This is a genomic window from Arthrobacter terrae (genome assembly GCF_015708085.1).
Lineage (GTDB): Bacteria > Actinomycetota > Actinomycetes > Actinomycetales > Micrococcaceae > Arthrobacter_M > Arthrobacter_M terrae.
Genome location: NZ_JADNYM010000012.1, coordinates 99,716 through 123,917 on the forward strand (window position 1 = coordinate 99,716; position 24,202 = coordinate 123,917).

The 24,202-nt window shown below is 64.5% G+C and carries 22 protein-coding genes and 1 tRNA gene; 12 read left to right on the forward strand and 11 right to left on the reverse strand.

Annotated elements, in window-relative coordinates:
* Nucleotides 1–39: 39 nt before the first annotated feature.
* Genes dhaK through dhaM form a run of 3 tightly spaced genes read left to right on the forward strand, consistent with a single transcriptional unit; the run spans nt 40 to nt 2,450 of the window.
* Nucleotides 40–1,041, forward strand: a complete 1,002-nt coding sequence (gene dhaK / locus IV500_RS10895; protein WP_196396832.1) for a dihydroxyacetone kinase subunit DhaK — start codon at nt 40–42, stop codon at nt 1,039–1,041.
* An 18-nt stretch (nt 1,042–1,059) separates the two neighbouring features.
* Complete coding sequence (gene dhaL, locus IV500_RS10900) at nt 1,060–1,692, forward strand: dihydroxyacetone kinase subunit DhaL (RefSeq protein WP_196396833.1); 633 nt, start codon at nt 1,060–1,062, stop codon at nt 1,690–1,692.
* Nucleotides 1,689–2,450 (forward strand): dihydroxyacetone kinase phosphoryl donor subunit DhaM, encoded by a 762-nt coding sequence (gene dhaM, locus IV500_RS10905; RefSeq protein WP_196396834.1) that lies wholly within the window; start codon nt 1,689–1,691, stop codon nt 2,448–2,450. Before dhaL ends, dhaM begins: the two co-directional genes overlap by 4 nt.
* 39 nt (nt 2,451–2,489) lie before the next feature.
* On the opposite strand, the gene IV500_RS10910 is transcribed toward dhaM, so the two are convergent.
* The gene (locus tag IV500_RS10910) at nt 2,490–3,398 is read right to left on the reverse strand and encodes an iron-sulfur binding domain-containing protein (RefSeq protein ID WP_312875903.1); all 909 of its coding nucleotides are present in this window, start codon (nt 3,396–3,398) and stop codon (nt 2,490–2,492) included.
* Between the two features lie 163 nt (nt 3,399–3,561).
* Here IV500_RS10910 and IV500_RS10915 point away from each other — a divergent pair, with 163 nt between their 5' ends.
* On the forward strand, nt 3,562–4,329 hold the full coding sequence (locus IV500_RS10915; RefSeq protein ID WP_196396835.1) for a DUF4232 domain-containing protein: 768 nt from the start codon (nt 3,562–3,564) through the stop codon (nt 4,327–4,329).
* Between the two features lie 75 nt (nt 4,330–4,404).
* On the opposite strand, the gene disA is transcribed toward IV500_RS10915, so the two are convergent.
* On the reverse strand, nt 4,405–5,478 hold the full coding sequence (disA, locus tag IV500_RS10920; RefSeq protein WP_196396836.1) for a DNA integrity scanning diadenylate cyclase DisA: 1,074 nt from the start codon (nt 5,476–5,478) through the stop codon (nt 4,405–4,407).
* A gap of 93 nt (nt 5,479–5,571) precedes the next feature.
* On the reverse strand, nt 5,572–7,005 hold the full coding sequence (gene radA / locus IV500_RS10925; protein WP_196396837.1) for a DNA repair protein RadA: 1,434 nt from the start codon (nt 7,003–7,005) through the stop codon (nt 5,572–5,574).
* A 207-nt stretch (nt 7,006–7,212) separates the two neighbouring features.
* Here radA and IV500_RS10930 point away from each other — a divergent pair, with 207 nt between their 5' ends.
* The 4 genes from IV500_RS10930 (at nt 7,213) to pstB (ending at nt 11,444) form a co-directional block, all read left to right on the forward strand.
* Entirely contained in the window at nt 7,213–8,340 is a 1,128-nt protein-coding gene (locus IV500_RS10930) for a phosphate ABC transporter substrate-binding protein PstS (RefSeq protein WP_196396838.1), read from the forward strand.
* Nucleotides 8,341–8,426: 86 nt separating this feature from the next.
* A complete protein-coding gene (gene pstC, locus IV500_RS10935; protein ID WP_196396839.1) occupies nt 8,427–9,521 on the forward strand; it encodes a phosphate ABC transporter permease subunit PstC in 1,095 nt (364 codons plus the stop codon).
* Entirely contained in the window at nt 9,518–10,618 is a 1,101-nt protein-coding gene (pstA, locus tag IV500_RS10940; protein WP_196396840.1) for a phosphate ABC transporter permease PstA, read from the forward strand. Before pstC ends, pstA begins: the two co-directional genes overlap by 4 nt.
* 10 nt (nt 10,619–10,628) lie before the next feature.
* Complete coding sequence (gene pstB, locus IV500_RS10945) at nt 10,629–11,444, forward strand: phosphate ABC transporter ATP-binding protein PstB (protein ID WP_196396841.1); 816 nt, start codon at nt 10,629–10,631, stop codon at nt 11,442–11,444.
* Nucleotides 11,445–11,542: 98 nt separating this feature from the next.
* Here the strand turns inward: pstB and IV500_RS10950 are convergent, their stop codons facing one another.
* The 3 genes from IV500_RS10950 to IV500_RS10960 form a co-directional block, all read right to left on the reverse strand.
* Nucleotides 11,543–12,553: an inorganic phosphate transporter gene (locus IV500_RS10950; protein ID WP_196396842.1), complete on the reverse strand. Its 1,011-nt coding sequence runs from the start codon at nt 12,551–12,553 to the stop codon at nt 11,543–11,545.
* A gap of 1 nt (nt 12,554) precedes the next feature.
* Nucleotides 12,555–13,172, reverse strand: coding sequence for a DUF47 domain-containing protein (locus tag IV500_RS10955; RefSeq protein WP_196396843.1), 618 nt, complete (start codon nt 13,170–13,172; stop codon nt 12,555–12,557).
* Between the two features lie 251 nt (nt 13,173–13,423).
* The gene (locus tag IV500_RS10960; protein WP_196396844.1) at nt 13,424–14,071 is read right to left on the reverse strand and encodes a hypothetical protein; all 648 of its coding nucleotides are present in this window, start codon (nt 14,069–14,071) and stop codon (nt 13,424–13,426) included.
* Nucleotides 14,072–14,210: 139 nt separating this feature from the next.
* Between IV500_RS10960 and IV500_RS10965 the strand changes: the two genes are divergently transcribed.
* The 4 genes from IV500_RS10965 (at nt 14,211) to IV500_RS10980 (ending at nt 16,425) form a co-directional block, all read left to right on the forward strand.
* Nucleotides 14,211–14,286, forward strand: a tRNA-Lys gene (locus IV500_RS10965).
* Nucleotides 14,287–14,510: 224 nt separating this feature from the next.
* The gene (locus IV500_RS10970; RefSeq protein ID WP_196396845.1) at nt 14,511–15,275 is read left to right on the forward strand and encodes a hypothetical protein; all 765 of its coding nucleotides are present in this window, start codon (nt 14,511–14,513) and stop codon (nt 15,273–15,275) included.
* Nucleotides 15,272–15,592, forward strand: a complete 321-nt coding sequence (locus IV500_RS10975; RefSeq protein WP_196396846.1) for a GNAT family N-acetyltransferase — start codon at nt 15,272–15,274, stop codon at nt 15,590–15,592. Before IV500_RS10970 ends, IV500_RS10975 begins: the two co-directional genes overlap by 4 nt.
* A gap of 59 nt (nt 15,593–15,651) precedes the next feature.
* Nucleotides 15,652–16,425 (forward strand): SDR family NAD(P)-dependent oxidoreductase, encoded by a 774-nt coding sequence (locus IV500_RS10980; RefSeq protein ID WP_196396847.1) that lies wholly within the window; start codon nt 15,652–15,654, stop codon nt 16,423–16,425.
* A gap of 44 nt (nt 16,426–16,469) precedes the next feature.
* Here IV500_RS10980 and IV500_RS10985 read toward each other — a convergent pair whose 3' ends face one another.
* The 5 genes from IV500_RS10985 to IV500_RS11005 all read right to left on the reverse strand — a co-directional run bounded on the left by IV500_RS10985 (nt 16,470) and on the right by IV500_RS11005 (nt 24,202).
* Nucleotides 16,470–18,026, reverse strand: coding sequence for an MFS transporter (locus tag IV500_RS10985; protein WP_196396848.1), 1,557 nt, complete (start codon nt 18,024–18,026; stop codon nt 16,470–16,472).
* 223 nt (nt 18,027–18,249) lie between these two features.
* On the reverse strand, nt 18,250–19,830 hold the full coding sequence (locus IV500_RS10990) for an MFS transporter (protein WP_196396886.1): 1,581 nt from the start codon (nt 19,828–19,830) through the stop codon (nt 18,250–18,252).
* Nucleotides 19,831–20,079: 249 nt separating this feature from the next.
* Nucleotides 20,080–20,355, reverse strand: a complete 276-nt coding sequence (locus IV500_RS10995) for an HPr family phosphocarrier protein (protein WP_196396849.1) — start codon at nt 20,353–20,355, stop codon at nt 20,080–20,082.
* 77 nt (nt 20,356–20,432) lie between these two features.
* A complete protein-coding gene (gene ptsP / locus IV500_RS11000; RefSeq protein ID WP_196396850.1) occupies nt 20,433–22,106 on the reverse strand; it encodes a phosphoenolpyruvate--protein phosphotransferase in 1,674 nt (557 codons plus the stop codon).
* Complete coding sequence (locus IV500_RS11005; RefSeq protein WP_196396851.1) at nt 22,103–24,202, reverse strand: PTS fructose transporter subunit IIABC; 2,100 nt, start codon at nt 24,200–24,202, stop codon at nt 22,103–22,105. Before IV500_RS11005 ends, ptsP begins: the two co-directional genes overlap by 4 nt.

Below are 24,202 nucleotides of genomic sequence, written 5' to 3' on the forward strand. Positions count from 1 at the left end.
TGGCGCAGGCGCCGTGACGAAGCCTGTGAGGAGTCCGCAGTGAAGAAGCTCATTAACGACCCTAAGTCCGTGGTCGACGAATCCGTGCAGGGCTTCGGCCTGGCCCATGCCGATCTGGTCAGTGTCAACCCGGACCCGCTGTTTGTCACGCGCAGCGGGGCTCCGGTACCCGGAAAAGTCGGACTGCTCTCCGGCGGCGGCAGCGGCCACGAACCATTGCATGCCGGATACGTGGGAATAGGGATGCTGGACGCTGCCGTGCCCGGTGCGGTTTTTACCTCACCGACGCCGGACCAGATCCTGCCGGCAACGCTTGCCGTTGACTCCGGTGCCGGCGTCGTCCATATTGTCAAGAATTACACCGGCGATGTGCTCAACTTTGAGATGGCGGCGGAGCTGGCTGAGGCCGAGGGTGTCCAGGTGCGCACGGTTCTGGTCAACGATGACGTTGCCGTGGAGGACTCGCTTTACACCGCCGGCCGGCGTGGCGTCGGCGGCACGGTGCTGGTGGAGAAGATCGCCGGAGCCGCGGCTGAGCGCGGCGACGGCTTGGACGCGGTGACGGAAATTGGCCGGCGGGTGAACGCGAATGTGCGCACCATGGGAGTGGCTCTGGCCGCCTGCACCGTCCCGCACGCTGGAGTCCCCAGTTTTGAGTTGGCGGACAATGAAGTGGAAATAGGGATCGGCATCCACGGCGAACCCGGACGGCACAGGATCGCGATGGAGAACGCGGACTCCATCACGGAGCGTTTGCTGGCGCCGGTGCTGGCCGATCTTCAGCTGCAGTCCGGGGAAAAAGTACTGCTTTTTGTCAACGGCATGGGCGGAACGCCGCTGAGTGAGCTGTACATTGTCTACCGGCACGCAGCAGCTGTCCTTGCTGAGGCGGGCCTGGTCATTGAACGCTCGCTTGTGGGCAACTACATCACGGCGTTGGAGATGCAAGGGTGCTCCATCTCCGTGCTCCGCCTTGACGACGAGCTGACTGCGTTATGGGATGCCCCCGTCAACACGGCCGCCCTACGCTGGGGCATCTAAAAAAGAGGGAGCGCCGGCATGAGAACAACACTGGACACCGAATGGGCCATTGCATGGCTTCAGGCCGCCGCGGACGCTGTTGCCGAACACCGCGTGGAGCTCAGCGAGCTGGATCGTGCCATCGGAGATGGAGACCACGGGGAAAACCTGGACCGCGGGTTCAGCGCCATCGCGGCGAAGCTGCGCGAGGAAGCCCCGGCAACCCCCGGGGCGGCGTTCAAACTCGCGGCAATGACCCTGATGTCCAAGGTGGGAGGTGCGGCGGGACCGTTGTACGGGACCGCTTTTCTGCGGGCGGCGACCGCCGTAGGCGAGGCAACAGAGCTGGATCCGGTGCTGCTCGCCGGCGCGCTGACCGCCGCCCGTGACGGCGTCGTCCTGCGTGGCAAGGCCGAACCGGGGGACAAGACCATGGTCGATGCCTGGACGCCGGCAGTTGATGCAGCGAAATCTGCCGTAGCCGCTGGAGCGGATGTAACGTCGGTGCTGGCCGCTGCCGCAGCCGCCGCGGAAGCGGGAGCCACCGCCACGGATCCGCTGACAGCGCGGAAGGGCCGGGCCAGCTACTTGGGTGAGCGCAGCGCCGGGCACCGCGATCCGGGGGCGGCCTCCTCGGCTCTGATCCTGCGAGCCGCCGCGGACACGGCATGAGCGTCGGGTTAGTGATCGTTTCGCACAGCGTGAAGTTAGCCGCCGGCGTCGTCGAACTGGCAGCCCAAATGGCTCCGGCGGTCAAAATCGTTGCCGCAGGCGGAACCACGGATGGAGCCGGCGAAACCGTGCTCGGCACATCGCTGGAGAAAATCATGGATGCCCTCAACGCCGCCGAATCCGGCGAAGGCGTCTTAGTTCTGACCGATCTTGGTTCCGCGGTAATGACCGCCGAATCGGCACTGGAAATCATCGGCAGTCCGGCGACTACGCTGCTGGCGGACGCGCCGCTGGTTGAAGGCGCCGTTGCCGCCGCCGTCGCGGCGCAATCCGGGGGGAATCTGGACACTGTCCGCCGGGCTGCCGAAGAAGCCTGGCAGCCTTCGCTGTCGCCGGACCCGGACCCGGACCTGGAGGCGGAGGCGGACCCGGCGGCGCCCGCCGTTTCCGGGGTCCTCCCAAAGAATTCAAGCCCAGCGGGGACCAGCGGGCTGGACGCTGATGAAGTGACCGCCGAGCTGGAGTTGATCAATCCAATGGGCCTGCACGCCCGGCCGGCAGCCACCCTGGCCGGGGCGCTGGGTGCAATGGATGTGGAGATAGACATAAATGGCGTGGATGGGCAATCGGTGATGATGTTGATGACGCTTGGCGCAGGCTATGGTGCGACCCTTCGCGTGCGCGCTACGGGCACCGACGCGCAGCAGGCCGTGAAGCTGGTGCGGTCGGAGGTTGAGAGCGGCTTCGGCGAGCTATAGCGGCTGCACCTGGAACCGGAAAGCGCAGCAACCAAGTCTCTAGGCCGGAAGGGCAATGCCACCACCGTCCGTTGCCTGGGCAAGCCCGTCAGTCAGTAGTCCCGCAATGGCTCGTTCCAGCTGGCTTTCTTCGGCGTTGAGCCGATAGAGCCGGGCCAACTCCGAGCCTACCGGATGTTCGGAATGCGCCGGGGCGAAGAGCAGCCCGCGCTGCAGCCCCGTTCCGGCGGCGCGCAGCACCGCCATCACGGCCCCGCGCACCTGCCGGTCCGTGCCAGCCCAGGCCTGGCCCTTTGGCTGGTATGTAGGTGCGGGCTCACCGGCGGCAAGCCAGGCACACTTTTCCTGGACGGGGCATTGGGCGCAATTGGGTGAGCGGGCGGTGCAGATCAACGCCCCGAGTTCCATCACCGCGGCGTTCCATCGCACCGACTGTCCCGGTTCGGTGGGGAGCAAGTGGTCGGCCAACCGGGTTTCCGCTGCGGTCAGTGCAGGTGCCGGTAGCGCGGTCCCGGATATCAGGCGGGCATGCACGCGGCGGATATTCGTATCCACCACGGTTGCCCGGCAGCCGAAGGCAAATGCGGCGACGGCGGCAGCCGTGTAGCTGCCGACTCCCGGCAAACTCAGCAGCGCCGCGTAGGAGCCGGGTACCTCACCGTCGTGCTCATTCGCCATGAGCGTCGCGGCCGCGTGCAGCCGCAACGCCCGGCGCGGATAGCCCAGCCGGCCCCAGGCACGGACCGCCTCGCCGGAGGGAGCCTGCGCTAAGGCCGTAGGGTCCGGCCAGCGGAGCAGCCAGTCCTGCCAGACCGGCAGCACGCGCGTCACGGGAGTCTGCTGGAGCATGACCTCGCTGACCAACACGCCCCACGCAGAACAATCCGGATCCCGCCAGGGCAGGTTCCGGGCATTCGATGCGAACCAACTGATGATTTCTTCGTGCAACTGAACGTCCTCAAGCAATATCGAATAAAAAACACAAACCGTTGCCGGAATAATGCTAACGGGCGCGCGGTAATCTCCGGCTGCTGCTGCTGCTGCTGCTGCCGCTGCTGCCGCTGCGGCGTGGTGACAAGCCTGCAGGGGCGCGGGAACCTACAGTGGAGGGATGGTAGGGAAGGGTAACGGGCGCGATGACAACAGGCACGGAAGCGGAACCGGCCGTACTTCCCCCGGCCGTAATTCTCCTGGCCGCCCATCCCCGCGGGTGATTTTCCGCCGTCGCCGGGCAGCGGTGGCTGCCGCGCTGCTGGTCTTGATCGTAATCGTTGTCGCAGCGCTTGCAGTCGTTTCCTTTCTGCGGCCGCGCACCGACCACTCCGGTTCTGCAGCGTCATCTTCCGGTGCCGGCGCCAGCGTCTCACCGCAGGCAACCGCATCGTCGACGGCAGGGCCGGAAACTACAGCGCCGGACGCGACAGAGTCGGCGCGTGCAACCAGCACCGTCCCGGCCGGAAGCGCCAGCCCGACGCCGACGGCAGTTGCCGCGTGCGCGGTGGACGCGGTTACTGTCACGGCGGGCACGGATGCGGTCGTCTACACCGCTGGGCAAAACCCCGTGCTGACGCTCAAGGTGACGAATAGGTCCAAGTCACCGTGCACGGTCAATGTTGGTACCAATCAGATGGAGTTCCTCATCTCCAGCGGAGATGACAGAGTCTTTTCCTCCAAGGACTGCCAGGAGGACGGCGCGGACCTTTTCAAGACAATTGCGCCGGGTGCCTCCGAATCGGCCAATTTCCCATGGACCAGGGTTCGTTCGTCTGCCGGTTGTGCCGCCGTTACCGCCACGCCGGGAGCCGGCGGAGCTTACTATTCGCTGACCGCTACCCTGGGACCATGGACCAGCCCTAAAGTCTCCTTCGAGCTGCAGTAAAGCCGGAATCGCACTCATGCGGGCAGCCGCAGCAACGCGGGAACCGCGGGTAGTTGACCCGGGAACCGCGGGTAGTTAGAGGAACCGGTCCAGCAGGCTTGCCTCTGCGATCCGGGACAGCCCTTCACGAACCGTTCTGGCGCGTTGTTCGCCAATCCCATCCACCACCATTAGCTCATCAATGGTGGCCGCCATCAGGTTCTGCAGACCGCCGAAGTGATCCACCAGTCTGTCCGCGACCGCCCGCGGCACGGCCTTGAGCCCGGACACCAGCCGGTAGCCTCGGGGTCCGATGATCGCCTCCAGTGATTCCGGACCAGTAGTCAGACCAACGATGTTCGCGATCCGGCTCAGATCGATCAGCTCCGTGGGGCCTATTCCCTGAAGTGCGGCGACGGCAGCGTCAATTTCGGCCGAAGTCCGGGAAGCGGAATAGTCGCGGATGACCATTTCACTGCCAGGGCCGCGCCCCACCGTCAGCTCGTCATGCTGGAGAGACAGCAGCCGGCCGTCCACGCCCAGTTCCAGAACATACTGCGCAATTTCTTCGGAGATCCGCCGAACCATTTCGTGCCGCTGCAGCGTGACGGCAACGTCCCGGACGGTCACCATGGCCTCGATTTCCAGGGCGGAAAGCGAGCTGGTGACCTGGTCCAGCCGGGACCGGTAGCGCTCCAGCGTTGCCAGCGCCTGATTGGCCCGGGCAAGCACCTTTTCCGAGCCCTCGAGCACGTAGCGCAGACCGTGCACGTAGAGGGCGATAATCTGCATCGATTGGCTGACCGAAATGACCGGTACGCCTGTCTGTATGGCTACCCGTTCGGCGGTTCGGTGCCGGGTGCCGGATTCCTGCGTTTCAATGCTGGGATCGGGGACCAGCTGCACTGCTGCCCGCAGGATCCTGTTCGCGTCCTTGTCACAGATGATCGCGCCATCCATCTTCGCCAGTTCGCGCAGCCGCGTCGGGGAGAATTCAATACCTATGTCGAAGCCGCCGGAACACAGTTGGTCAATGGTGCGGTCGGAACCGAGGACTATTAGTGCACCCGTTCGTCCGCGCAGGATCCGCTCCAGGCCGTCACGCAGCCCGGTTCCGGGTGCAACCCGGGCCAACGTGGCCTTGAGGGCTTCTTCGGGGCTCCGGGCCATCGCCTTATTCCTTCCGCGGTGCGCGCGGGTGCTTCCGCGTTAGTCACAACGCCAATAATAGTAGAATCCGGCGCTTCGGATCACAGCGGCTGGTCATTCCTGCAGCGGTTTCACCTTGCGTTCCATAGCGGCGTCGCGGAAGAGCAGGTCCATTGCTTCGGCCAGATGATGGACCTCCCGGACCGAGAATCCCTTGGGTATTGTCCCGGCACCCTTTGGGCTGGCGGGCACTATGGCGTGCGTGAAGCCGAGGCGGTGCGCCTCGTGAATACGCTGGCTGATACCCGGGACCGGACGGACTTCGCCAGCGAGTCCGACCTCGCCGAACGCAATGAGCCGGTGGGGAATGGCCACCTTGGCCTTGGCCGAGGCCACAGCGAGCACAATCGCCAGGTCCATGGCCGGCTCGGTCAGCTTTACGCCGCCCACGGTGGCAACGTAGCTGTCCTCGCCGGTCAGGTCGGCACCGGCCCGCTGCTGGAGCACGGCAAGCAGCATGGAAACGCGGGACGAATCGAGACCGGTGGCGGAACGGCGGGGCTGCGAGGTGGAACTGGCTGCAAGCAGGGACTGCACTTCGGCCAGCAACGGACGCCGGCCTTCCAGCGTGACAGTGATGCATGTACCGGAGACCGGATCCTTGGTCCGGGAGACGAACAACCCGCTGGGATCGGCGAGGCCAATAATTCCGTGTTCGGTGAGGTCAAAACAGCCCACCTCGTCCGTGGGTCCGTAACGGTTTTTGATGGCGCGGACCAACCTGAGGCGGGAATGGCGTTCACCATCGAACTGGCAGACGACGTCCACCAGATGCTCCAGCAGGCGCGGACCGGCGATGGATCCGTCCTTGGTGACGTGGCCGACCAGCAGGGTAGTCATATTGAGCCGCTTTGCCGCAGCAATGAGGGAAGCGGCAACCTCGCGGACCTGTGAGACGCCGCCTGCACTACCGTCCACGGCGGCGCTGCTGAGCGTCTGAACGGAATCGACAATCAGCAGTTTGGGCATCAGTGCCTCCACCTGACCCAGCGCAGCTCCCAGATCGGTTTCCGCGGTCAGATACAAAGTGTCGGCAACGGCACCGATCCTGTTGGCGCGCAGCTTGACCTGCGCCGCCGATTCTTCGCCGGTTACGTAGAGCACATCACGGACCTCCACCCGATCCTCATTACGCGCAAATTTCGCCGCTACGTCCAACAGCAGAGTGGATTTCCCGACGCCGGGCTCACCGGCCAGCAGGATGACAGCGCCGGGAACCATGCCTCCACCGAGCACCCGGTCCAGTTCGGGAACGCCGGTAGGCAGGTATGCCGCCGTCGACGCATCCACATCCGCAATCTTCAGCGCCGGAACGGCAACGGCAGTTGCCGCCGTCGTTCTGGCGACGCTGACGCCGGATTCCTCCACGGTTCCCCAGGCCTGGCACTCGGCGCAGCGACCCACCCACTTGGCGGTGGACCAGCCACATTCGGAGCATTTGTAGCCTTGTGAGGGTGTCCGCCCGGTGCGGAGGGATTTTGTTGCCATGAAACCAGCGTAACGGCGCCCACTGACACTGACCGTTGTGGCCGGTCGGCGGCAACGTCCTCGGAAGGTCCCGAACTGTTCACCGGCCGTTCATTTGCCCCGGACCGTCCCGTTACCTGGGCTGCATAGCGTGAACAGCGGTAAGGCACACCAATGGCTCCTGCACTTTGGGGCCGATCTGCGATTCCCTGGAAGGGGCAAAATTTAGTGAAGGCATTTCGCTTTGGGCAGGCTGCGGCAGTATTGACGGCCGGCGCTCTTGCACTGACGGCCTGCGGCGGCAATTCCAGCGTTGCCGGCACGTCCTCCGCCGACGCATCCGGGTCGGCAACGGCCGCGGCGGATTACAGTACCCTCTCCGGCACGGTCACCGCCGGCGGTTCCAGCGCGCAGGCCAACGCCCAGGCCGCCTGGAGCGCGGGGTTTAAGGCGCAGGCCGCGAAGGTGACTATCAACTACGACAAATCCCAGGGATCCGGCGGCGGTGTCACCAACTTCATCTCCGGCTCGTACGATTTTGCCGGTTCCGACGCCTATCTTTCGGCGGACCAGGCCACGAAGGCGCAGGCCGTCTGCGGCACCGGCGGGGCGGTAAATCTTCCGGTCTATTTAGATGGTGTGGCGATTGTCTTCAACCTCAAGGGCGTGGACAAGCTGCAGCTTTCTGCCGGTACCCTGGCGAAGATCTTCACACAGCAGATCACGAGCTGGGACGATGCGGCCATCAAGGCCGACAATCCGGGTGCCACGCTGCCCTCCACGGCTATCACCACGGTGACACGATCGGACGGCTCCGGTACCACGCAGAACTTCAGCAACTACCTTCACCAGGTTGCTCCCGACGTCTGGACCGCTCCGGCCAGCAATAAGTGGCCGGTAGCCGGTTCCTCGGCTCAGCAGGGCGGCTCGGGCGTGGTCAACACGGTCAAGGCCGGCGACGGCACCATCGGCTATGCGGACCACAGCGCCATCGGTGACCTGCCGGCTGCGGCCATCAAGGCAGGGGACAAGTACGTTTCGTTCAGCCAGGACGGCGTCACCAAGGCGATTACGACGGCGGTGACGCCGGCTAAGAGCACAGTGGCCGGCGATCTGGGCCAGGACATTGACTACACCAAGCTCACTTCCGGGGACGCCTACCCAATCCCGCTGATCTCTTACGACATCCTCTGCACCCAGTTCAAGGACGCGGCGCAGGCCAAGCTGGCCACGGCCTACATTGACTACATTGTCAGCGATCAGGGGCAGAAGATCGCAGCGAAGAACGCCGGCTCCGCGCCGCTGCCGATCGAGCTGGCTGACAAAATCCGGGCGACACTGAAGACGGTTTCGTAGATGTGAGCAGCTCATTGACGACAGAAACCACAGACCCGCCCGTGCCGGGTAAGCCAATGCCCGATAAGCCAATGCCCGATATGCCAATGCCCGATAAGCCACCGGCGGGCAAACCGAAGGCAGCCACCAGGGCCAGGCCCGCGGACCGGGTCTTCAAGTTCCTGAGCACCTCGGCGGCCGTTTCCATCATGGTGATTCTGGCCGGGGTGGCGCTCTTTCTGCTGGTCCGGGCGCTGCCGGCGATCACGGCGGGCTGGAGCACCAATCCGGAGCTCAAGTCCGGGGTCACCGGAGGCTTCGCCAGCTTCTGGGCGTACGTTTCTCCCCTGGCGTTCGGGACGGTGTGGGCTTCGGTGATCGCGCTGCTGATGGCCACGCCGGTCGCGATCGGCATTGCGCTCTTCATTTCGCACTACAGCCCACGACGGATGGCGAACTTCCTCGGTTACATCATCGATCTGCTCGCCGCCGTACCGTCCGTGGTCTACGGACTCTGGGGCATTCTGGTGATGCGGCCTTTCCTGCTGCCGATGCAGGAATGGCTCAACGCCTACCTGGGCTGGATCCCGCTCTTCAGCGGGAAGGTCACCTCCACCGGCTCGAGCATTCTGACCGGTGCTGTGGTCCTGGCGGTGATGGTTTTGCCGATCATCACCGCCATCAGCCGCGAAATATTCCTGCAGACTCCCAAGCTCCATGAGGAGGCCGCGCTGGCACTGGGCGCGACACGCTGGGAAATGATCCAGCTGTCCGTGTTCCCGTACGCCCGCTCCGGCGTGGTGAGCGCTGTTTTACTGGGATTGGGAAGAGCGCTGGGTGAAACCATGGCCGTCGCGATGATCATATCGCCGGCCATTATCGCCTCTTTTCGAATCATTACCGAGGGTGAAAACCCGCAGACCATCGCGTCCAATATTGCGCTGAACTTCCCGATCGCCACCGGGATGCAGCGTGACGCGTTGATTGGCACCGGACTGGTGCTGTTTGTGATCTCGCTTGCCGTTAACATGTTGGCCCGGCTGATTGTGAATGTTAAGCCGCGCAAGAAGCCACCGAAGAAGAAAGTGCCAACCGGCGACGGCGGACGGTCACCTGCCGAGGCTGCCGTCGGGGCCGCTATGGTGGCGGCCGTGGGTGCCGGCGCGGACAGGGACCGCACTAGCGAAGGAGGGTTGTTATGACGGCTGCAGCCAACACGCTCCGGCATCCTGCCGTCCGAAACCGCCTGACGACGCGGCAGTTACCCAAACGGGCCGGTCTTTACACCCTGATCGGTGCGTTCATCCTTGCCGCAGCGGTGCAGGGGCTGACGGGCTTCAACTGGTTTGGACTGCTGGCCTTTACCTGTATGTTCTACCTGCCGGCCATCTACCTCCTGTCCCTGGTCAAGGAGAACCGACGCAGGGCGATGGACCGTTTGATCCGCGCGCTGGTGACGGTGGCGTTCGGGCTGGCTCTTGCGCCGCTGATCTCCACGCTCTGGACGGTCGTCAGCAAGGGCCTGGGAATCCTGAACTGGGAGTTCATCAGCACCACCGGGGGAGCGGCCCGGATCAATCCGGATACTCTGGAGCTCGTCTCCTCCTCCGGCGCACTGCAGGCGATCGTCGGAACGCTACAGATCACCGGACTGGCCACACTGTTCTCGGTGCCGATCGGCCTGTTGGCGGCCATCTACCTGGTGGAATATGCCCAGCCCGCATTCTGGCTGCGCCGCACGGTCAATTTCCTCGTCGACGTCATGACGGGCATCCCTTCCATCGTCGCCGGTCTGTTCGCATTTTCGCTTTTCACCCTGCTGCTCGGACCGAAAGCGTTCAGCGGCCTTTCTGCCGCCGTCGCCCTTTCGGTCCTGATGATCCCGACCGTCGTGCGCGCCTGCGAGGAGATGCTCCGCCTTGTTCCCGCCGACCTGCGCGAAGCGTCCTATGCGCTCGGCGTGACCAAGTACGTCACCATTGTGCGCATTGTGATTCCGACGGCGATCGCCGGCATCGCGACCGGCGTCACGCTCGCTATTGCCCGCGTGATCGGGGAAACCGCCCCGATCTTCATGGCGGCCAGCTTCACCGATTCGTTCAACGCGAACCCGCTCTCCGGGCCCATGCAGACGCTTCCGGTGATGGCGTATACCGGCTATAAATTCCCCGGCCAGGACATCGATCTATCCAACAATCAGGCGTGGGGTGCGGCGCTGCTGCTGGTGCTGCTGGTCATTGTACTGAACCTGGTTGCCCGAATCATCGCCATGATCTTCGCCCCCAAGACCTCCCGTTAGAAGGAACCACATGTCCAAGAGCAACGGTGTTGGCAAGAGCATCAGTGTTGGCAAGAGCATCAGTGTCAAAGACCTCAATGTCTACTACGGCGGGTTCCTGGCCGTCCACGATGTCAGCATCGACATTGCCCCGAGATCGGTGACGGCCTTTATCGGGCCCTCCGGCTGCGGCAAGTCCACCCTGCTGCGCACGCTGAACCGGATGCATGAGGTGCTTCCGGGCGCCCATGTCACCGGAGAGGTGTTGGTGGATGGGGACGATCTGTACGGCGCGGGGGTTGACCCGGTGACGGTGCGCCGGCAGATCGGGATGGTTTTTCAACGGCCCAACCCGTTCCCGACCATGTCCATTAAGGAGAACGTGCTGGCGGGGGTCCGGCTCAATAACCGGCGCATTTCCCGCTCAGCCGCCGACGAGCTGGTGGAAACGTCGCTGCACAGCGCGAATCTGTGGAACGAGGTCAAGGACCGGCTGGATAAGCCCGGCCAGGGGCTCTCCGGCGGCCAGCAGCAGCGACTGTGCATTGCCCGCGCCATCGCTGTGGAGCCGCAGGTGCTGCTGATGGATGAGCCCTGCTCGGCGCTGGATCCGATCTCCACGTTGGCGGTGGAGGATTTGATTAACGAGCTCAAGGACAGCTACACGGTAGTGATTGTGACCCACAATATGCAGCAGGCCGCCCGTGTTTCGGACAAGACGGCGTTTTTCAATATTGCCGGCACGGGGAAGCCGGGGAAGCTGATCGAATACGCCCAGACCGCCACCATCTTCAATAACCCCGCGCAGAAATCCACCGAGGATTACGTTTCGGGCCGATTCGGGTAGGTCCGCGTACCATTCTGCGCACCGTTGCGGGCCGGGCGTGCGCAGGAGATACTCCTGCGCAGCGGAAGGGCCCAAGTCTGCGCAGCTTTTGCCGCAGTCTAGAGCAGCGCGGAGACGGCGAGGAAAAAGATCCCGCCCAGTACCGCCGCGGCGAGCGGGGTGGCCACCCACGCGGTGAGAATCTGCAGCCAGAGCCGGCCGTTGGTCACCGAGAACCGCTGGTTGCGGCCTGCCCCAATGATCGCTGATGTCACGGTGTGGGTGGTGGACAGCGGCAGGTGAAGACCGATCGCACCGACAAAAAGCAGCACGGCGCTGACCAGTTGGGCCACCAGGGCGCGCATCGGATCGATCCGCGTCAGCCGGCTGCCCAGAGTATGCGAAATTCGCCAGCCCCCGGCCAGCGTCCCGGCCGCGAGCAGAACTGCGGAAAAAGCCAGCACCCACACCGGAACGGTGCCGGTTCCGCCGAGTCCGGCGGCCGCCAGCGCAAACAGCAGGACCGTCGTCGTCCGCTGTCCGTCCTGCAGGCCATGACCGAAGGCGACGGCGGCAGTCGCGACAGCCTGCACCCGCCGGACACGGGTGTTGACGAGACTTGGTTGGGTGTGCCGCGACGCCCAGACGGCCGGGTAGACCATCACAAAGGACAGGGCGAAGGCAATTACGGGGGAGAGCAGCAGCGGCAGGACCACCAGCGTCAGTATCGTGACGTCCAGCCCCTGCAGCGGCTCCCGGCCGACCATGACCGAGGCAACAGATGCGCCGCCCAGACCGCCAATCAGCGCGTGCGTGGACGACGAGGGGTAGCCGCGGCGCCACTGGTAGATTCCCCACACGCAGGCCGCGGCCAGCCCTGCCAGCAACAGCCCCAGGCCCTCACGGCCCGGCGGAACCCGAAAGAGCCGCCCGCCAAGCGCCACCGCGAAGGCGCCGCTGAGCAGCGCTCCGATGAGATTGAAAAAAGCCGCCAGCACGACGGCGATGCTCGGCGTCAGCGACCGCGTGCGGACGGCGACGGCGACGGCGGAGGAAACGTCGCGGAAGCCGTTCAGAAAGGCAAAAACGGCGGCAAGAATCAGCACTGTCAGCAGGAATGCTGTGATCAAGCTACGATTCCTTGACGATGATGCTGCCCACCGCGGTGGCGACTTGGCGCATGTCCTTGGTGACGTTGACCAGCTGCTCGGCCACGTCGCGGTACCGGACGTAGGCTGCGGTCTTGTAATCGCGGAGCAGTTCACTGACAAAGACCCGGTGCGTGTGCTCGGCACGCCTGGCGAGTCGCAGGACCTGGATCCAGTAGTCCTCAAGCTCCTCCAGATTATCCATCCGGCGCATCGCGTCGGCAGTGAGCTCGGCCTGCCGGGCAATCACCTCCAGCTGGTCGGAGGCCCGCGCGGGAATACGCTCCAGCTTGTTCAGCGAGATTAGCTCCGCCGCTCCCGTGAGCTTTTCATTTGCCTCATTGAGGAAACGGGCCAGCGCAAACAGGTCTTCCCTGGGCAGCGGATTGATGAAGCTGGTCCGCATATGTGTCAACAGGGACACCAGAAGTTCACTCGACGCAGCTTCATGTTTGCGCATCTGCTCGGTCAATGGCTCAAAGTCCGTCGCCGGAGCTCCCAGCAACTCGGACAGCGTCTGCACGCTGCTGACAATCTCCTGGGCCATCCCGGCCAGAATGCGCAGCCCTGTTTTTTCCTGCGGGAACAGGCGCAGCTTCACGATAGGTCCCCTCCCGGATTGAGCCGATGGTTGCAGCGGCCGAATGGGCCGTGCAAGGACCTGGCTTTACTTCGCTGGCGGGTGACCGCGTTGACGCACAAAGGTGGTGCCGGACTGGGAGCGCCTCTCGGCGTTAGGCCGCTCTAGGCGGCTAAAATTTGGAGCCCGGGGGTTCCGCAGTCCGGCACCTACTTCAGTGTTCTACTTCGTCGAAGCTGTGTCAACAGGACACTCCATACGCCTGTCTGCTGCTAATCCAGTTCGCCGCGGCGCCAGGAGCCAGCGGCCTGCTCCAGGTCCTCGGCCGTTCGGATGAGTTGGCCGGCGTTGCGGGTCAACCGGTCCGCGTGCGCGCCGTCTGCGTGTTCGCGCTCATCCGCAATGCGGGACTGGCCCAGCGCCACCACCCGGCAGAACGCTGCCGAGCGTTCCAGTGCAACGTCAAATTCGCCGTCGAACGCCCCGGACAGGATGGCATCAGCCATCGTCTTGAGCTCATCCGCACCCGGCGGTTCGGCAACCCCGGCCACGGCCCGGGATACCTGTGCGGTGTCCTGGCCGGCCCGGAAATAGACCGAAATACGCTCCGGGTCCTGCTGCATGGCGGCACGGAGGGCGTAGAGCCGCCACAGGGCCCCGGGCAGTGAGCGGGCCGGACTCTGCGCCCACAATTCCGCGATCGCCTCGAGGCCTTGCTTGTCGGCGAGTTTGACCAGCCGCTTTGTGACCGCCGGATCGTCGCTTTCCCGCCCGCGGTTCACGAGTGCCTGCGCGGCGAGGTGAGCTGCCTCCGATACCCGGGCGGGGTCCGGGCCGCCGGCATAAGGCTCGAAGTCCGCAGGGGTAAACAGCTTGGGCTTATGCTGCCGTGGAGGTTGGGAACCCGGTGTTGCACTCATCCCACGAGACTACTCCTGTGCTTTGGGCGGGTCGAGAACGCCTGCCCGGACGGGTAGAAAATGACCACGATTCCCGGCGGCGCGGTGTGTGCGCTATTGTAGAAAAGCGTTCGCCGCAGCAAGCGGTGTGCACTGGTGAGGGCCTTTAGCTCAGTTGGTAGAGCATCGGACTTTTAATCCGTGGGTCATGGGTTCGAGCCCCATAGGGCCCACCAGTACCGCAGGCCAGCAGCTTATAGCTGCTGGCCTGCGGTCGTTTAGCCCTCATTTACGGCTGGCCCGTCCCGGTGGACTCGTCCCGGCTGGGGCCGCTCCGGCTGGGGTCGCCCGCAGGAACCTCGCAAAAACGTCCCCGGCGCCCAAGCGGGGCATTGACCAAACACTCCCGAAGTATTCCAATGGAAGTAGCGGGATCAGACTCCCGGCTGGAGGTGGCTCAGTGTCCGTACTTGTAATAGGACTCGTTCAACTGCTCTGTTGCGCCGCGGTGGCGGGGGTCAGTGCGGCGGTTATGGTTTATGCGCTGCGGATGGAAGTACACCGGGACGGCGGCCCCCGGGGCGATGCGCTTTTCTGGCACGTATTCCTGGGCTTGGCGTTTGTGCTGCCAGCGGTGATTATCCCGGCTGTCGTGACCCCGCTGGCAGGCGCGGTGCTGCTGCTGGTAACGGTGATGGTTGGCGCGTGGACGTACCGCGGCACGCCGTGGCTGGATGGCCGACGGCGCCAGCGTTTGGGCAGGCGGGCGGAGCTGCGGGATTTTGGTGCGCTGGCTACCCGTCACGATGCGGTTTTGGTGCGCTGGAGCGGCTATGAATTGGATCCGGTCAAGATGATCGATTATCCGGATCTGTCCGATGTCCGCCGGGCCGAGACAGCTGCTTTGATCCGGACCATGCGGGAGGCAGAGGTCCTGCGCCGGGGAGTTTGCGAGGCCGGCGGTTCTGCTGCTGACCGTGGCCGTGCCGGCTCGACCGGGATGGCTTATGCCATTGCGGTTGACCGGCTCGAAAAACGGCTGGTCGATGCGGAGCTGGCTGCCGGAGTCCCCAGCACCGGGCCGGTCGGCGAGGCAGAACCCGAGCCGGCTGCTGTGCCTCGCGCCGTCGTCGCCCTTCCCCGCACTGCCCCGTCATGGGCAGGCTGGGGCGATCCGGGACGGGGATTGCCAGCACGCAACGGCCGTGCCAAGGTCGAGATATGACTGACACGGCCGAGACATTCCACAACGACGTGACCATGCTGCGCAATGATGCGCAGCATCAATATGAGCTGCGGGTGAGCGGGGAGCTGGCCAGCGTGGCGCAGTTCCGTGAGCTGCCCGGCCATGTGGATTTCACCCATACGGAAACCTTGGATCCCGCGCGCGGCAAAGGTATGGCGAAAATCCTGGCCCGCTACGCCCTGGACGATGTGTCCGCTTCCGGCAAGCGGATCATTCCGCACTGCTCCTTTATTGCCGGGTTCCTGCGCCGTCATGAGGACTACGCGCAGATCACGGACTGGCCGGAGACGGGCTGAATTCAGCACCTGCGGGCGGCCGTTCGGCGGGGGACGGGATCCCTGCGTAGCATGGGGGGATGACTGAGGCTGCGAACAACGGAACTGCATTGATCACGGGTGCAACGGCGGGACTGGGCGCAGAGTTTACCCAGCAGCTGGCGGCAAAACGGCATAACCTGGTGCTCGTGGCACGGGATACCGCCCGGCTGGAAGCTAAGGCCGTCCGGTTGCGCCAGGACTTTGCCGTCGATGTGGAAGTTATTTCCGCAGACCTGCAGACAGCCTCGGGCGTCGCGGCAGTAGCAGCGCGATTGGCGCAACAGGAGAACCCGGTGACCGTGTTGGTGAACAACGCCGGTTACGGCCTGGCGAACCCGTTTGAGCAGAACACGATGCAGCAGGAAGTTGACCAGCTGAGCATCCTGGTCAGCACGCCGATGCAGCTTATGCACGCAGCCGTTGAGCCCATGCTGATGCGTGGACAGGGAATGATCATCAACGTGGCCAGCCTGGCGGGGTTCATCCCCCGCGGCACGTATGGAGCGTCGAAAGCCTGGCTGATCAGCTTTAGTAAATGGGCGAATGTCACTTATGCGCCGCGGGGAGTGCACGTAACTGCCGTGTGTCCGGGGTTTGTCCATACTGAGTTCCATCAGCGGATGGGGGCCTCTACGGCGAGGATCCCGGGCTGGATGTGGCTTAATGCCGATCGCGTGGTTCGTGAGGGACTGGCTGCTGCTTGGGCCGGGAAAAGCGTCTGCGTGCCGTCCAGGCGCTACGCGGCGCTGGCCTCGCTGAGCAAATTCCTACCCGTTAGGCTAGGTGCCGCTGCCGGGAAGCGCGGACGCTAGATAATTCCCGAACAGACCCAGCCGGTCCGTTCCCAGCGTCATGTTCATGCCTCGGGATGCGAGTTGGCGGACTTGTAACTGTCGTCGAAGGGCATCTTGTTCACGTCAACATGCGGATTCTCATCCTGCCCCGCCACCAGGGTGTGGGCCTCCGCCGTGGTATCCACGCTGGGCATGGAACCGGGCAACGGCCGGCGGGCGGATTCATGCAGGAAGAAGATGGCGATGGCCCCGACGATCGAGGTCAGCATGAGGTAGTACGCGGGCATCATGTCGTTGCCGGAAAGTCCGATGAGTCCCTGAATAATAAAGGGTGCGGTACCTCCAAAGATGGCCACCGAAATGTTGTACGAGATCCCCATCCCGCCGTAGCGGCTGGCCGTCGGGAAGATTGCCGGCAGCGCCGATGCCAGCGTAGGGACAAAGAACGTAACGGGAAAAGCAACGAGCGCCAGCCCTACCAGGGTGGACCAGACATCACCGATGGCGATCATCAGGAAGGCGGGAATGGCCAGCACTACGGTGCTCACTGCGCCGATCCAGAGCACCGGGCGGCGGCCGATCCGGTCCGATAGCTTGCCTGTCAATGGAATACACGCCGCCATTGCCACAAGCACAGGGATGGTCAGCAGAGTCCCATGCAGCGGATCGTATCCCTTGGCTTCGCTCAGATAGGTGGGCATATAAGAAGTGAGCGTGTAACCGAGTGTATTGGCCGCCGCCGTAAGGATGATCGCCAGCAGAATCTGGCGCCAGTAGGCCTTGATCACGCCGCCGGGGCCCTTGGACACGTTCTCATCCCTCGCCGCGGCGCCACTGGCAACGGCGGCCTGTTCATCGAGGGTCGCTTGGAATTGTGGGGATTCCTCGATCTTGTTTCGGAAGTAGATAGCTATCAGGCCCAGTGGCCCCGCTGCCAGGAACGGTACGCGCCAGCCCCACTGTTCCATGGCGGGCTGTCCGAAAATTATCTGCATGGCCGACACCAGCGAAGCGCCGACAGCAAAGCCGATGTAACTTCCCATGTCCAGGAAGCTGGCAAAGAATCCGCGGCGCTTGTCCGGCGCATATTCACTGACAAACGTTGTGGCACCGGCGTATTCCCCGCCGGTTGAGAAGCCCTGAATCAGTTTCAGGGTCACCAGCAGGACCGCAGCCCAGATGCCGATCAGCGAATAGGCCGGCAGCAGCCCCACCACAAATGTGGAGGACGCCATGATCAGCAGTGTGGTGGCCAGCACCTTCTGCCGCCCGATCTTGTCTCCCAGCCAGCCGAAGACCACCCCCCCCAGCGGCCGCGCGAAGAAGGTGGCGGCAAAGGTGCCGAGCAAAAACAGGGTCTGTACGGCGGGGTCTGCCTCGGGTAGGAAGACCGGCCCCATCGTAGTGATCAGATAGCCGAAAACCCCAATGTCGTACCATTCCATCGTGTTGCCCACGATGGTTCCGCGCACGGCCTTACGCAGCATTGCCTGGTCCACGATATTGATGTGCCCGAACGTGAGCCGGCGATTCTTCAGCGGTGCTTTCAGTCTGCCTGGCCGCACAGGGTTCGCTCCGGCATCTGCATTCGGCCTGGTTCCTGGCTGATCTTTGGGCATCTGAGCTCCCGGATACGTTCCTGTGCCTGCCCCCGGAAGGCGGCTGCCGCGTGCGGGGCAGACACTTGATGTTATTCCTCAGGAGGCGCAAGGGGCAATGATTCCGCGCTGATTTTCGGTTGCGTTAAGGCCAATGACGAACGACGGCGGCGCGCATCGCCAGGTGCGCGCCGCCGTCGTCCGTCGTGCCGTCGTCGTCGAACGCGGTTACAGGCAGCAGCTGTCAGCGGACCAGAGTAGGTTCGGGAATGCCCCGCCCCTCAGTTGCCGGCTCGTAGGTCTCGTCGAACGGCATCTGGGCCAGGTCCAGATCGGGGTTCCCGTCCTGTCCGGCCACGAGTTCGTGTGCCTCTTCGGCGGAAGCGACGCTGGGCATCGAGCCGGGCAGCGGCCGTCCGGCGGACTCTTTCAGGAAGAATATTGCTCCGGCGCCGACGGCCGAGGTCAGCATCAGGTAATACGCCGGCATCATGTCGTTACCGGTGAGCGCAATCAGCCCCTTGAGGATAAACGGGGTGGTTCCGCCAAAGATGGCTACCGAGAAGTTGTAGGCGATGCCCATGCCGCCGTAGCGGCTGGCGGTGGGAAACAGCGCCGGCAGGGCCGAGGCCAGGTTTGCTACGTAGAACGTCACCGGGAACGCAACGAGCGCAAGTCCCAGCAGGGTGGACCAGACATCGCCTATGCCGATGAGCAGGAAGGCGGGGATGGCCAGGACCACGGTGCTGATGGCGCCGGTCCACAACACCGGGCGGCGGCCGATCCGGTCAGAGAGCCTGCCGGTCAGCGGAATGCACACCGCCATGATGACCAGCACGGGAATGGTGAGAATGGTACCGTGCAGCTCGTCGTAGCCTTTGGACTCAGTTAGATACGTCGGCATGTAGGACGTCAGGGCGTAGCCCACGGTGTTGGCCGCCGCGACCAGGATCATGGCCAGGACAATCTGCCGCCAGTACGCCTTGAGGATTCCGATCGGGCCCTTGGCGGCATCGGCATCCGCGGCCTGGGCACCCTTGGCCTCGGCTGTTTGGGCGTCCAGGGTGGCCTGGAACTGAGGGGACTCTTCAATCTTGTTCCGGAAGTGAATGGCGATCAGCCCCAGCGGGCCGGCCAGCAGGAACGGCACGCGCCAGCCCCAGGATTCCATCGCGTCCTGACCGATGATCAGGTGCATGACGGATACCAGGGCAGCGCCCGCGGCGAAGCCGATGTAGCTGCCCATGTCCAGGAAGCTGGCGAAGAACCCACGGCGTTTATCCGGTGCGTATTCGCTCACGAACGTGGTGGCACCGGCGTACTCGCCGCCGGTGGAGAAGCCCTGGATCAGCTTGACGAGCACCAGCAGTACGGCGGCCCAGATGCCGATCTGCGCATACCCGGGGATCAGCCCCAAGGCGAAGGTTGATGCCGCCATGATCAGCAGCGTGGTGGACAGCACCTTCTGCCGCCCGATCTTGTCTCCCAGCCAGCCGAAGATGATGCCGCCCAACGGGCGGGCAATGAACGTGGCGGCGAAAGTTCCCAGCAGAAACAGTGTCTGTACTGTCTGGTCCGATTTGGGCAGGAAAACAGGACCCATCGTGGTGACAAGGTAGCCGAATACACCAACGTCGTACCATTCCATCGTGTTCCCGACGATGGTGCCGTTGATGGCTTTTCTGAGCATCGGTTTATTCACGATGTTCACGTCTCCGACAGCCAGACGCCGGTTTTTGAGCCGGGGGAGCCGGACGGGACGGGACTGTTTATTGGTGTCCTGGACACCGTTATTTGAGTAGTTCGAACTTAGGTCTGTGGGCATTTGGTCATCTCTCGTGGAGGTCATTTGCTTCCGACGTGTTACTGCCGCGCTCGGGGCAGACCATCAATTTTACACGAATTCGCGTTATGCCCCCAGCGGGCGCCTCGATCTGCTGGCGTTAGGGAGCGCAGAATCAGCACCCACTCACCGCTGAAGTGACCACTGTCGGGGGGCAAACTGCAGCTATCGTTTCCGCTGGTTGCCCCACCCGGGAACGCCGCGGAAGTTCCCGGCGAACGCCTGAGACCGCTAGGCGTCGTGGTCCGTCTCGAGGATCTGCACCAGAGTTTCGAGCGCCTCGTCCGCGCCGTCGCCCTCGGCGCGGAGCACCACGACATCGCCGTGAGCTGCTCCCAAGCCCATCAGGGAGAGGATGCTGCTGGCGTCCAGAGCGTCTTCTGCCGGTTCCCCCTGCATCGAGATGGTGACGTCGACCGGGAGCTCGGCTGCGGCTTCGACAAAGATGGCGGCGGGGCGGGCATGCAGGCCCACGCGGCTGGCAATGGTGGCGGTACGTTCTTTCATGGTGAGCTCCTTGGTTCTGCTGTGGTTCAGCTGTGGTTCAGCATCAATTGGCGGATTGGTTGGTTTTGCAGGGTTCTTTACAGACCGAGCTGGTCAAGGAGCGGCAGCTGCTCCCGGACCGCCGACCTCGCCTGCGCGGCACTTGGTGCTGCGAGGGCCAGCGCCGCTAACGTTCGGGCGCGTTCGCGGGTCACGCTGCGCAGAACCGCGCTTACGGCCGGCAGCGCGCGGGCGGTCATGGACAGCGAGCTCACACCCAGACCCACGAGGACGACGGCGAGCGCCGGGTCTGCGGCTGCCTCACCGCAGACGCCCACGGGCTTTCCTGCGCCGCCGTCGACCGTGGCTTTGACCAGGATCAGGACGGCGGGCTGCCACGGATCGTTCAGGGCAGCCAGCGGCCCCAGCTGGCGGTCCGCGGCCATGGTGTACTGCGTCAGATCATTGGTGCCGATGCTCGCGAAGTCCACGTCCGCCAGCAGCGATGCGGCTGTCAGCGCCGCGGCGGGAATCTCCACCATGACGCCCGGCGTGTTGAGGCCGTTCGCCCGGCACAGCGAAGCGAATTCCGTAGCCTCGGCAGGAGTCGAGATCATCGGCGCCATCACCTGGACGTCGGCGGACGAATCGTTGGCTGCGGCGGCGATTGCCTGCAGCTGCCGCTCCAACACCCCCGGGGAGGTGAGATTGGTCCGGTAGCCGCGCACGCCCAGAGCGGGGTTTGGTTCGGTGGAATCGGTCAGGAAGGGCAGCGGCTTATCCGCGCCGGCATCGAGGGTGCGGATCACCACCTTTTTCCCGGCGAACGCGTCAAATACGCCGCGGTATGCCGCAGCCTGTTCTGCATGGGAGGGCTCCGCATCGCGGCCCAGGAAGCAGAATTCGGTGCGGAGCAATCCCACGCCCTCGGCACCGGCAGCAGCCGCGGCCACGGCGTCCTTCGTTCCGCCGACGTTGGCCAGCAGCGGCACGGCCGAGCCATCCGCCAGCTGGCCGCAACCGTCGAACGTGGCCGGCCCGGTGGTGTCGCTGGCCCATCGCCCGGCCTTGTCTTTCAACGCCGCATCGGGATCTGCGGTGACTAGGCCGGCTGCTCCGTCCACGTAAAGCATGGTGCCATCGGTCAGTTCCGTCACGCCGGCGGCGGCCACCACCGCCGGCAGACCCAGCGCGCGGGCAATGATGGCGGTGTGTGACTGCGGGCCACCGCCGGCCGTAACCAGCGCCAGCACCTTGGCGGGGTCCAGTGTGGCGGTGTCCGCCGGCGCCAGGTCCTCGGCCAGCAGGATGAAGGGCTCCGGAGCATCCGGAATGCCGGGAGCCGGGACACCGCGCAGCGCGGCCACTATCCTGGCCCTTACGTCGAAGACGTCATGGGTGCGTTCGGCCATGTAACCACCTAAATTCAGCAGCATGGTGGCCACGCCCTCGGCTGCGTCCCAGATGGCCCGCTCCGCCGAGGTGCCGCCGTTGATCAGTTTGACGGCGGCTTTGAGCAGCATCGGGTCCGCCGCCATCAGCGCTGTTGCCTCGAGGACGGCCTTAGCGTCCGTGTTGGCACTCTCCGCGCGGTGTTTAAGCTCCGCCTGAACTGTTTTGGCTGCCGTCCGCAGGGCTGCGGCGGCTGCGTCCGCCGTAGTTCCCGGGTCCAGCCGTTCGCCGGCCGCGGGAGCGGGCACCGCCGGTGGCATCAGGCGCACCGGTCCGATCACGCGGCCGGGCGTTACGCCGACTCCGTTGAAGGTTTTCATGCTGTTACCCCCTGCTGGTCTGCCGTTGCCGTTCCGGTTCCTGCAACCGTAGCCGCTCTGTCAGCTTTGACACCATCGGCAGCCGTGCCATCCGGGCGGCGGACGGCCCAGCGCTTGAGCGCCAGGACAACCAACGCGGTGACCACCATCCCGGCCAGGATGGAGACGATGAACATGAGCAGGTTGCCGATGGCGAAGAAGACGAAGATTCCTCCGTGCGGGGCCTGGGAGGTGACGCCGGTCGCCATGCACAGTGCCCCGGTGACAGCCCCGCCGAGCATGCTGGCAGGGATGACCCGCAGCGGATCCGCTGCGGCGAAGGGAATGGCGCCCTCGGAGATGAAGGAGGCACCCAGCAGCCACGCGGCCTTGCCGTTCTCGCGTTCCGCGAGGCTGAAGCGGCTCTTATCCAGCGCCGTCGCGAGTGCCATGGCCAGCGGTGGGACCATGCCGGCGGCCATCACCGTGGCCATGATCTGCCACGGAGCCTGGTTGGCAACGGTGCCGGCACCCAGGCCGGCGACGGCGAAGGAGTAGGCAACCTTATTGACCGGACCACCCAGATCGAAGCACATCATCAGGCCCAAAATGATTCCGAGGACGACGGCGGAGGCGCCGGTCATCCCGGACAGCCAGTGGTTCAGGACCGTGGTGAACCACGCGATCGGGCCGCCCAGAACCAGGAACATCAGACCCGAGGCCACGATCGAGGCCAGCAGCGGGATTATCACCACCGGCATTAACCCACGCAGCCAGCGCGGTACCGGCCAGCCGCCGATCCAGTGCGCGATGAACCCGGCCAGCAGACCGCCGACCAGGCCGCCCAGGAAGCCGGCACCCATAAACAAGGCGACGGCGCCGGCGGTAAAGCCGGGAGCGATGCCCGGTCGGTCCGCGATGCCGTAGGCGATGTAGCCGGCCAACGCTGGAACCAGGAAGGCCAGCGAGAGGCTGCCGATCTTAAACGCGACGGCCCCCAGGTAGATGTGCAGTCCGCCGTCGGGCAGGTTCGTGAGGCTGTTGGCCAGCACCACCTTGTCCGCGATGGCGCTGATGGTGTAGCCGCCAAGCAGAAAGCCCAGGGCAATCAGCAGCCCGCCGCCGGCGACGAACGGGATCATATAGCTTACGCCGGTCAGCAGCGCCTTCTTCAGCTTCTGGCCGATGTGTTCGCCGGAGGCCTCCGCATCGTGTTCGGCCTGTTCCTCGGCACCGAAATGAGGTACCCGGTGTGCGTTCGGGTTATCCGCCGCGGCCAGAGCCTCCTGGACCATTTTGGCCGGCTCGTCGATGCCTCGTTTTACCGGAGCATTTATGACGGGTTTGCCGGCGAAGCGCTCCTTGCCACGGACATCGACGTCGACGGCGAAGATCACCGCATCCGCGGCTGCGATCACGGCCGGGTCCAAGGGGGTGACGGCGCCGGAGCCCTGGGTTTCCACCTGCAGTTCGACACCGGCCTCCTTGGCTGCGGCGACCAGCGAATCGGCTGCCATGTAGGTGTGGGCGATGCCGGTGGGGCAGGCAGTGACGGCTACCAGACGGCGTGGTCCGCTTATCGTCGAGGACGGAACTGCGCCGGTGTTGGCGGCACTGGCTGCCGCAGGGGCAGTTGCAGGGGCAGTTGCTGGGGAAGCTGCGGGCTTATCCGCGATGGCGCCCTCGACCAGGGCCACGATCTCATCAGCGGACGAGGCTGCGCGCAGTGCAGCGGTGAAGTCCTTTTTAATCAGCGACCGGGCCAGTTTGGAGAGCAGCCGCAGGTGTTCCTGATCCGCCCCCTCGGGAGCAGCGATGAAGAAGATCAGGTCCGCCGGACCATCCTTGGCGCCAAAGGGAACGGCCGGAGCCAGCCGGGCCATGGCCAGCGTTGGTTCGATCACGGCTGCGGAGCGGCAGTGCGGGATGGCGATGCCGCCGGGAATGCCCGTAGATGTTTTTTGTTCCCGCGCCAGCGCGTCGGCGTAAAGACCTTCGACTTCGCTGGCCCGGCCGGTGGCCGCGATCCGCTCGGCGAGGCGGCGGATCACGGCGGCGGGTTCATCGCCGAGATCCGCATCGAGCGTGACCAGCTCCGGGGTGATTAGTGCAGTCAT